Below are 10000 nucleotides of genomic sequence, written 5' to 3'. Positions count from 1 at the left end.
ATCCACCGGAAGGCCTGATTGCCAGGATGTGAATTCCCTTTTGAAATGTTGAACGCCTTTTAGAAATGTACTAATATAATTTGATTCCACTTCCTCTTCGGCTTCATCCATGTTCCCGGCAGAAGTCATTGACTTCCCGCTGACCATGGTAGTTTCAACTTCTGCTTCCTCAATCAGAAATATTTTCATAATATCCAGCAATTCCTTCGTCAGCACTGTTTTTTGGCTGATAATAGGGCGATTCGTCAAACTGAAAACATCTTCGGATAAAATACAGCCTTCTCTTAATTCCTGTATGGGTACACGCACTGTTTCCACACTCCAAATATGAGTCTTTTTTACTATTTTACTTTATTTGGACAAAAAAAAGGAACACAAATCTGTGTCCCTCAAAATTTATTGCAGTTATTCTTCGCTATTATCGCCAGTTACTTCTTCTTCTGGAAGTGAATCGGCATCTTCAAGAGGCTTTGTTAATTCTTCGTCATCTTTTTCCTCTTCTTTTTCAACTCTGGCTACAGTCGATACCGCTTCGCCTGCCTCTTCATTTATGCGGATGAGTCTGACACCCTGCGTGTTTCTTCCCATGGTGGAAATATCACTGACTGCCATACGGATTAGTACGCCGCCTGTTGTAATAAGCATAACGTCTTCTTCCCCTGTGACAGCTTTCATGGAAACAAGGCTTCCGTTCTTATCCGTGATGTTGCAGGTCTTGATTCCTTTACCGCCTCTGCCCTGAACACGGTATTCTTCGGCTGGAGTACGTTTTCCATAGCCGTTTTTGGTTACAATCAGAACTTGGCTGTCATCCTCAAGAACTTCCATGCCAACGACTTCATCACCACTGCTTAAGTTAATTCCCTTAACACCAGTTGCCGTTCTTCCCATCGAACGAACATCTTCTTCAGGGAATCGGATCAGCATGCCATGGCTGGTTCCAATAATGATCTCCTTGCTGCCATCTGTCAGACGCACTGAAATTAATTCATCATCTTCACGCAGATTTAAAGCAATTAAGCCATTATTGCGGATATTGGCAAAGGATGATAATGGTGAACGCTTGGAAATCCCCTGTTTAGTGGTAAAGAACAGGAACCAATCATCGGCAAATTCTTCAACAGGAATTATCGCATTTACCCATTCATCTTTGTCCACTCCAAGAAGGTTAATGATTGGAATCCCCTTCGCAGTACGGTTGAATTCAGGTATTTCATATCCTTTAGCGCGATAAACCTTTCCTTTGTTCGTAAAGAAAAGAATTGTATCGTGTGTGGATGTGGTAATGAGGTGTTCCACAAAATCATCCTCATTTGTTCCCATTCCCTGGATTCCCCGCCCTCCGCGTTTTTGGGCGCGGTAAGTCGAGACTGGGAGACGCTTGATGTATCCCTTATGAGTTAGTGTCAGAACAATATTCTCGCGTGGGATCAGGTCTTCGTCTTCAATATTTTCGATACCGCCTGCGACTATTTCAGTCCGGCGTTTATCGTTGAATCTTTCCTTGATCTCCGTTAATTCTTCACGGATAATTTCCAGTACTTTTTCTTCGTCAGCCAAAATAGCTTTTAATTCCGCTATAAGGGCTACAAGGTTTGCATATTCTTCTTCAATCTTTTCACGCTCCAAGCCTGTCAGACGCTGCAGACGCATGTCCAGGATAGCCTGAGCCTGTTTTTCGGAAAGATTGAATTTGGTCATTAAGCCTTCTCGTGCAATATCAGTTGTCTGTGAGCTGCGGATCAGACTAATAACCTCATCAAGATGATCAAGGGCGATCCTTAAGCCTTCTAAAATATGTGCGCGGGCTTCTGCTTTTCTTAATTCAAACTGTGTCCTCCGGCGTATAACAACCTTTTGATGTTCTAAATAATACTCAAGACACTGCTTTAAATTCAGAACCTTAGGCTGTCCATCCACCAATGCCAGAAGATTAATTCCAAAGCTTGTCTGGAGGGCAGTTTGTTTATAGAGATTATTTAATAATACACTTGCATTTGCGTCTCTTCTGACTTCAATGACAATTCGCATTCCATTACGGTCAGATTCATCACGCAGGTCGGTAATACCATCAATTTTCTTATCTCTGACAAGTTCCGCAATTTTTTCAATCAGCTTTGCTTTGTTAACCTGGTATGGAATTTCATGTACGAGAATGGTCTCTTTGCCATTAGCTTTTTCTTCAATCTCTACTTTAGCGCGCAAAGTAATTGAACCGCGGCCGGTTTCATAGGCTTTGCGGATTCCGGTTCTTCCTAAAATCATTCCGGCAGTCGGAAAGTCCGGCCCAGGGATAATATCCATTAGTTCCGGAATAGTCATTTCAGGGTCTTTGCTTATCGCTAGAACCCCATCAATTACTTCACCAAGCTGGTGGGGAGGAATATTAGTGGCCATCCCGACAGCGATTCCTGACGTTCCATTGACCAGCAAATTAGGGAAACGGGCAGGCAATACAACCGGCTCCTTTTCTTCCCCATCATAGTTATCCTGATAATCAATGGTGTCTTTATTGATATCCCGTAAAAGCTCCATTGATATTTTGGACATACGTGCTTCTGTATAACGCATGGCAGCTGCAGAGTCGCCATCCACTGAACCGAAGTTTCCGTGTCCATCAACCAGCATGTATCGATAGTTAAAGTCCTGTGCCATACGCACCATTGTTTCATAAACAGCAGAGTCACCATGCGGATGATACTTACCAATTACATCTCCGACAATACGTGCTGATTTTTTATAAGGCTTATCTGAATGCATGCCGAGATCGTGCATCGCATAAAGAATGCGGCGATGCACCGGCTTTAAGCCATCACGCACATCCGGAAGGGCACGTGAAACAATTACACTCATGGCATAGTCCAGGAATGATGAACGCATTTCCTGGCTAATGTTAATTTCTTTTATTTGGGACCTTGGCGTATCAGCCATTTAAAGAACCTCCCTTTTTAAGGGACCTGGAGTTTACCCATAGCCTCTTAATTTGTAAAACATTTATTAAAATATAGTCCGTTGATCTCCGCTCCAATTAACTCAGCAAATAAGATACGAAAAGCAACAAACCCTGTGAAAACCGTTTTTATGTAAAAGCAGGATAGTAAACTATCCTGTCTTTTGATCATATATCTAAGTTTTTAACATATTGGGCGTTTTCTTCAATAAAGTTTCGTCGTGGTTCCACTTTATCGCCCATTAATATTTCAAACGTTTCATCTGCTTCAATGGCATCTTCAAGGCTCACCTGCAGCAGTGTTCGTGTTTCGGGATTCATCGTTGTCTCCCACAGCTGGCCTGGATTCATCTCGCCCAGACCCTTATAGCGCTGAACATTCGGCTTAGGCTGGCTGGACATGGTGCTCATTACTTGTTCAAGCTGGCGTTCATTATAGGCATATTCAATCTTCTTGCCCTGCTGTATTTTATAAAGCGGCGGCTGCGCAATGTAAATATAGCCCGCTTCTAAAATTTGTCTCATATAACGGTAGAAGAAGGTTAATAATAATGTTCGAATATGAGCTCCATCCACATCGGCATCGGTCATGATCACAATCTTATGATATCTGGCTTTTGCAATATCAAAATCTTCGCCAATCCCTGTACCGGCTGCAGTAATCATAGCCCGCACTTCATTGTTGGAAAGAATTCGATCCAGACGGGCTTTTTCAACGTTAAGGATTTTCCCTCTTAACGGCAGGATTGCCTGGAAGTGACGGTCGCGCCCCTGTTTGGCTGAGCCGCCGGCAGAGTCACCCTCAACGATGTAAAGTTCTGATATGGAGGCATCTTTAGATGAGCAGTCGGCCAGTTTCCCCGGCAGACTTGATACTTCCAAAGCACTCTTTCTTCTTGTCAGTTCACGGGCTTTCTTAGCTGCCAGTCTGGCACGTGCAGCCATTAATCCCTTTTCGACAATTTTCTTGGCTACTGACGGATTTTCCAGCAGGAACTTCTCAAGAGCTTCCGCAAAAATCGTATCAGTTGCAGTACGCACCTCTGAATTGCCAAGCTTCGTTTTAGTCTGTCCTTCAAACTGCGGGTCTGGATGCTTAACAGATACAATCGCCGTTAAACCTTCACGAACGTCTTCCCCAGAAAGGTTAGCATCACTATCTTTGAATAAACCGCTTTTTCGGGCGTAATCATTAATGACTCTTGTTAGAGCCGTTTTAAATCCTGATTCATGTGTTCCGCCTTCATACGTATTAATGTTATTGGCAAAAGAATAAATATTGCTTGTGTAGCCATCATTATACTGAATGGAGACTTCAACTGTAATGCCTTCACGTTCTCCCTCAATATAGATTGGTTCTTCATGGAGAACTTCTTTCGTTCTATTCAAATGTTCAACGTACGATTTAATGCCGCCCTCGTACATATATTCATTTTTCTTATTTTCCTCACGTTTATCTTCAATCGTGATGGTTAATCCTCTATTCAGGAAAGCCAGCTCACGAATGCGGTTTGCAAGTGTTTCATAATCATATTCAAGCGTTTCAGTGAAAATTTCACCGTCCGGCTTAAAGTGGATGGTAGTTCCTGTGTGATCGGTTTCCCCAATCACTTCAAGATCAGCACTTGGAACGCCGCGCTCAAATTTCTGATAATGTTTCTTGCCGTCACGATGAACAAATACTTCCAGTTCAGTTGATAGTGCATTAACTACAGAAGCACCAACACCATGCAGACCTCCGGAAACCTTGTATCCGCCGCCTCCGAACTTACCGCCTGCATGAAGAACCGTCATAATGACTTCGACTGCCGGGCGCCCCATTTTTTCATGGATTCCGACTGGTATACCACGTCCGTTATCCACTACCGTAATACTATTATCCTTTTCGATAATCACATTGATTTCAGAACAATAGCCTGCCAGTGCTTCATCTATACTATTATCGACTATTTCCCAAACAAGATGGTGAAGCCCTTTGGCACTTGTTGAACCGATATACATTCCCGGACGCTTCCGAACCGCTTCCAGACCTTCCAGTACCTGTATCTGATTCTCATCATAGGATTGTTCCTGCACTGCCTTTTGCTCCATTGCCACATCGGTCACCTGCACTTTCTATTTCACTAATCTATAAAAAAGCCTGGCATTTGGATGAGCCAAACTATAATTTTCACTGACTTGCCTCTTTCCGTAATGGATCCGGCCTGTCTTTAAAATTCATGAACACTTAGTTTATGGGATCGTTTTTTTAACGTGCCTGAGGATAGCGGAGAAAAATAGATCTTTTCTGTTGTGACGACCACAGATTTATAGGAACCCTTCGCAAGGTTCACAACTGATTCCTCCTGGCTCTCCTTATGCTCTTTTGCATACTCGGAAGCAAGGACTGTTTCTTTATCAATAATAGCGACAATATCCCTTGCCCGGACCAGCACATCTTCACCTATATGGATGTACATGCGATCACCTCACTGAATCTTCTTGATTCTCCCTGATTCCACATTGAACGCTGCTGCTTCTTTAAGTGTCTGATGGTCTATCCCATCAACGCTTGTAGTAGTGACAAACGTCTGTACTTTTCCTTGAATGGTATTCAATAAATGGGACTGGCGATAATCGTCCAATTCCGAGAGGACGTCATCCAGCAGCAGAATAGGATATTCCCCAATCTCAGAATGGATCAGTTCGATTTCAGCAAGCTTGACCGATAGAGCCGTCGTTCTTTGCTGGCCCTGTGAACCGAATGTCTGCACATCGCGCCCATTCACATGAAAAATCAGATCATCGCGATGCGGTCCAAACATAGTGACGCCGCGGTCTATTTCCCTGTTTTTCACTTTTTCGAATTTATCCTGATATACTTTAACCATTTTCGACAAATCTTGTTCTTCTGATACCTCAGCAGAAGGCTTGTACTCAATTTTCAAGGTCTCAAGCCCTCTGGAAATTCCTTCATGGATCGGCTGTGCCCAATTCTCGAGGAGTCTGAGGAACTCATAGCGCTTTGAAACAATCTTTGCAGCCATTTCAATGAATTGCTCTGTTAAAATCTCAAGCATGGTATGGTCGGTCTGCTTTTTGATCTGGAGCATTTTCAGATAGTGGTTGCGCTGCTGGAGGATTTTCTGATACTGGCTGATATCATGCAAATAGACAGGTGAAACCTGCCCAATCTCCATATCAATAAAACGACGCCTTACTTGAGGGCTCCCTTTCACTAGATGGAGATCTTCAGGCGCGAACATCACAACATTCATATTGCCGACATACTGGCTCAATTTCTGCTGCTCTATATGATTGCATTTGGCTTTTTTGCCTTTTTTGCTGATGACTAATTGCATGGGCAGGGATCCTTGCCTTTTTTGGACCCTTCCCTCTATTTTAGCATATTCCTGATCCCAGCGAATAAGATCTTTGTCATTTGATGTCCGATGGGACTTTGCCATTGCCAGCACATAGATTGATTCCATGACATTTGTCTTTCCCTGGGCATTCTCTCCCAAAATTACATTCACTTTATTTTCGAAATTGACTTCAAGCTCTTCGTAATTCCGGTAATTCTTTAACAGCAACTGCTCTATATGCATAGACGCTACATCCTTTAAAATATTAACGCTAAAAACGGCGTTTAGATGATCGTAAATTCACCGACATCCGGAATTTCGATTTTATCCCCGGTTCTTAGCTTTCTTCCCCGTCTTTGATCCTGCTCGCCGTTGACGAAGACTTCGTATTCACTCAGGAACCATTTGGCCATTCCGCCTGTTTGAATCACATCAGCGGCTTTTAAAAATTGGCCCAGCGTAATATATTCTGTATCAATTTGAATTTCCGTCATATTTTCACTCTTTCCCATTGTCCGACTTCCAGTGCTGCAGTTTTTTCTGCACTTTGGCAAAACAATTTCAGAATGGTATCTAATATTCTATTTTACTAAATAAATCTCAGATACACAAAGAAAAGTCGACTGCAGCCCGTTATTTTCATTATTCCCCTGGTGTTGGCCAATATTCTGGCGGCTTTTAAGCTAATGCAAAGAGTTTTTTCGCTTATAACCTTGTCCGTTGATTTCCGCTCCAGGATGCTCGCTTTCCGCGGGGCGTGCGCTGAGCCTCCTCGACGCTATGCGTCTGCGGGGTCTCACCTGTCCCGCTACTCCCGCAGGACTTTGAATAAGCTTCCTTGAGCAAACACCGCACGAAGAAAATGCGAATGCATTTTCAAGGATCTCGCACCTTCCGCTACAATCAACTCAGTAAATTTAATACAAATAGCAACAAACTTCGCCTAAACAGCCTATTCTTTTAAAAGCTTTTTCTCGTTAAACCTCGCCACCCTCGTTCATCTGTAATAAAAAAGTAAGCCGCCGGCACAACCGGCAGCTTTTTCTTAATAAGTTCGAACTGGCAGAATCAATTGGAGTATTGATTCATCGTTTAACGGTTTAATGATGAATGGTCTCATGGCGCCGGTGAAGCTGATGGTAATTTCAGAGCCTTCCAGTGCTTTTAGGGCATCCATCATGAATTTCGCGCTGAAGGAGATTTTTAATTCTTCGCCTTCTACGGATTTGCTCTGCACTTCTTCGACTACTTTTCCGACTTCAGGAGTGTTGGATGAAATTTCGATAACTCCGCCATCGATTGTAGAAAGCTTGACCACATTGTTACGTCCTTCTTTCGCAAGTAAAGAGGCACGGTCAATAGCCTGCAGGAATTCTTTAGTATTGACGACCACATCAGTTTTGCTGTCTGAAGGGATCAGTCTGGATGTATCAGGATAATTTCCCTCAAGCAGCCTTGAGAAGAACAGCAGATGCTCGGCTTTAAAGAGAACCTGGTTTTCAGTAATAACGATATCGATTAAATCATTGTTGTCATCAAGAATTTTGCTTAATTCACTTAAGCTTTTTCCTGGAATAACCACATTGTAGGTTTCGCTGGCCGTTGTTTCGATCTGCGCTTTTCGTAAAGCTAATCTGTGGCTATCTGTTGCAATACAGGTTAATGTGCCGTTTTCCACCTTCCAGTTTACACCTGTCAAGATAGGGCGTGTTTCTGAGGTGGACACTGCGAAAACGGTTTGACGAACCATTGCTTTTAGCAGGTCCGTAGGAATCTTAAACATTTTTTCTTCTTCAATTTGAGGCAGGTGCGGATATTCCTCAGCATCCAGGCCATTAAGATTGAATTCAGATTTACCTGAGCGGATGACTGTCTGCAAATGGTTCTCCACGCTTATCTCCACACTGTCAGTCGGAAGCTTTTTAACGATTTCACTGAAGAACTTCGCTTGGAGCACGATGGCACCAGGCTGTTTGATCTCAACAATTTCATTTCCGTCTTCTTCTTTAGGAATAAAAGATTCAATGGAAATATCAGAGTCGCTTCCGGTTAATGTAACTCCTTCTTCAGAAGCAACGATTTTAATCCCCGTTAAGATGGGAATAGTCGTTCTGCTTGTTACAGCTTTCATAACATCCTGGACGCTTTGGACCAACTGGTCGCGCTGGATTATAAATCTCATTTTTTAAATCCTCCAAGCATATTTTAATGGCGTATTGAATATATATATTTTTTATAAAAAAAATAGTAGAAGTACTAGTAGGGCCTGTTAGTATGTGGATAACTGCATTTTTTGAAAGGAAACACAGCCTATCCACATGTGGACAGACTGTGTGTAAGTCAGGTCAAGTTATACACATTATACCTTGAGCAATTCATTGATTTCTTTCAGCTGCTTTTCAAATTGTGAATCAGATTGAAGCATCTTTGATATTTTTTCATGGGCATGAATGACGGTCGTATGGTCCCTTCCGCCAAATTCCTCCCCTATTTTAGGCAGAGAAAAATCGGTTAATTCCCGGGACAAGTACATGGCGATCTGACGGGGGAATGCGACAGACTTTGTCCGTTTCTTCGCCTTAAAATCCTCAAGCTTTACATTAAAATGTTCCCCAACCACCCTTTGAATTTCATGGATGGTAATGACCTTTGGCTTGGAGCTTGGAATAATATCCTTTAAAGCTTCTGCTGCAAGGTCGGCATTAATATCTTTATTTATTAAAGAGGAGTATGCTACTACACGAATCAGAGCACCCTCAAGCTCACGGATGTTGGAGTCAATCTGATTGGCAATATAAAGCATAACCTCATTAGGAATATCAAGTCCCTCCGCCTTGGCCTTTTTACGCAGTATGGCAATACGCGTTTCAAGGTCGGGAGGCGTAATATCAGTAATTAGTCCCCATTCAAATCTGGAGCGGAGACGGTCTTCCAGTGTCGGTATTTCTTTTGGAGGACGGTCACTTGAGATAATGATCTGCTTGCTTTCTTCATGCAATGTATTAAAAGTATGGAAAAATTCCTCCTGCGTCTGTTCTTTTCCAGCCAAAAACTGAATATCATCGATAAGAAGAACATCCACATTTCGATATTTATCGCGGAAATCGCCCGCTTTGTTATCTCGGATCGAGTTAATAAATTCATTCGTAAATTTCTCGGAAGATAAGTATACGACTTTAGCTGATGGATTATGATCTAATACATAATGGCCGATTGCGTGCATAAGGTGAGTTTTTCCGAGTCCAACTCCCCCATAAATAAATAAAGGATTATATGCCTTCGCCGGTGCCTCTGCTACAGCAAGTGAAGCTGCATGGGCGAAGCGGTTTCCGGATCCGATGACAAACGTGTCGAATGTATACTTCGGGTTCAGCATCGTTAAAGGCAGTTCCGGCTGTTCTTCCTCCAGCTTTTTCTTTTTTGGCGGAAGAGGAAGATCGACTTCTTCTTCACTCTGATTTTGCGGAATGATGAATTTCACTCCTAATTCTTCACCGGTTATGTCATAAAGAATTCCGGAGATCAGCTGGGAATAACGCTCTTCAAGCCAGTCACGGGCAAACTCATTCGGGGCCTTAACGACTAAAGTGTCTCCCTGAAGAGAATGAGCCTTTGTCGATTTCAGCCATGTATCAAAACTGGGCTTGCTGATTTTTTTCTCGATATTGGCCAGAGCATTATTCCAAAGATCCGCAATGTTTTCCAA

General features: G+C 42.7%; 8 protein-coding genes (1 of these 8 cut by a window edge). All 8 read right to left on the bottom strand.

The window, feature by feature from the left end; genetic code table 11:
* On the bottom strand, nt 1-309 hold the beginning of the coding sequence (locus tag NAF01_RS00040; protein ID WP_163140298.1) for an HD-GYP domain-containing protein. 762 nt of this gene lie to the left of the window's left edge; 309 of the gene's 1071 nt are visible here — the first part of the coding sequence; it begins with the start codon at nt 307-309; its stop codon lies off the left edge, out of view.
* Nucleotides 310-405: 96 nt separating this feature from the next.
* Nucleotides 406-2931, bottom strand: a complete 2526-nt coding sequence (gene gyrA, locus NAF01_RS00035) for a DNA gyrase subunit A (RefSeq protein WP_048010195.1) — start codon at nt 2929-2931, stop codon at nt 406-408.
* Nucleotides 2932-3118: 187 nt separating this feature from the next.
* Nucleotides 3119-5041 (bottom strand): DNA topoisomerase (ATP-hydrolyzing) subunit B, encoded by a 1923-nt coding sequence (gyrB, locus tag NAF01_RS00030; protein WP_226618931.1) that lies wholly within the window; start codon nt 5039-5041, stop codon nt 3119-3121.
* A 119-nt stretch (nt 5042-5160) separates the two neighbouring features.
* Nucleotides 5161-5409 carry an extracellular matrix regulator RemB gene (gene remB, locus NAF01_RS00025; RefSeq protein WP_048010197.1) on the bottom strand — a complete coding sequence of 83 codons (249 nt, stop codon included), beginning with the start codon at nt 5407-5409 and terminating at the stop codon, nt 5161-5163.
* Between the two features lie 9 nt (nt 5410-5418).
* Nucleotides 5419-6537 (bottom strand): DNA replication/repair protein RecF, encoded by a 1119-nt coding sequence (recF, locus tag NAF01_RS00020; protein WP_048010198.1) that lies wholly within the window; start codon nt 6535-6537, stop codon nt 5419-5421.
* Between the two features lie 41 nt (nt 6538-6578).
* Entirely contained in the window at nt 6579-6806 is a 228-nt protein-coding gene (gene yaaA, locus NAF01_RS00015; RefSeq protein ID WP_396021376.1) for a S4 domain-containing protein YaaA, read from the bottom strand.
* Between the two features lie 533 nt (nt 6807-7339).
* Nucleotides 7340-8476, bottom strand: coding sequence for a DNA polymerase III subunit beta (gene dnaN, locus NAF01_RS00010; protein WP_048010199.1), 1137 nt, complete (start codon nt 8474-8476; stop codon nt 7340-7342).
* 177 nt (nt 8477-8653) lie between these two features.
* On the bottom strand, nt 8654-10000 hold the full coding sequence (dnaA, locus tag NAF01_RS00005; protein WP_048010200.1) for a chromosomal replication initiator protein DnaA: 1347 nt from the start codon (nt 9998-10000) through the stop codon (nt 8654-8656).

Origin of the sequence: Cytobacillus firmus (assembly GCF_023657595.1) — a bacterium.
GTDB lineage: Bacteria > Bacillota > Bacilli > Bacillales > Cytobacillaceae > Cytobacillus > Cytobacillus firmus_B.
This window is presented reverse-complemented; position numbering and strand designations above follow the sequence as displayed.

Excerpts from the sequence above, each read along its gene's own strand:
- gyrA (WP_048010195.1), bottom strand. The coding sequence starts at position 2,931 with ATGGCTGATACGCCAAGGTCCCAAATAAAAGAAATTAACATTAGCCAG.
- gyrB (WP_226618931.1), bottom strand. The coding sequence starts at position 5,041 with ATGGAGCAAAAGGCAGTGCAGGAACAATCCTATGATGAGAATCAGATA.
- remB (WP_048010197.1), bottom strand. The coding sequence starts at position 5,409 with ATGTACATCCATATAGGTGAAGATGTGCTGGTCCGGGCAAGGGATATT.
- recF (WP_048010198.1), bottom strand. The coding sequence starts at position 6,537 with ATGCATATAGAGCAGTTGCTGTTAAAGAATTACCGGAATTACGAAGAG.
- yaaA (WP_396021376.1), bottom strand. The coding sequence starts at position 6,806 with ATGGGAAAGAGTGAAAATATGACGGAAATTCAAATTGATACAGAATAT.
- dnaN (WP_048010199.1), bottom strand. The coding sequence starts at position 8,476 with ATGAGATTTATAATCCAGCGCGACCAGTTGGTCCAAAGCGTCCAGGAT.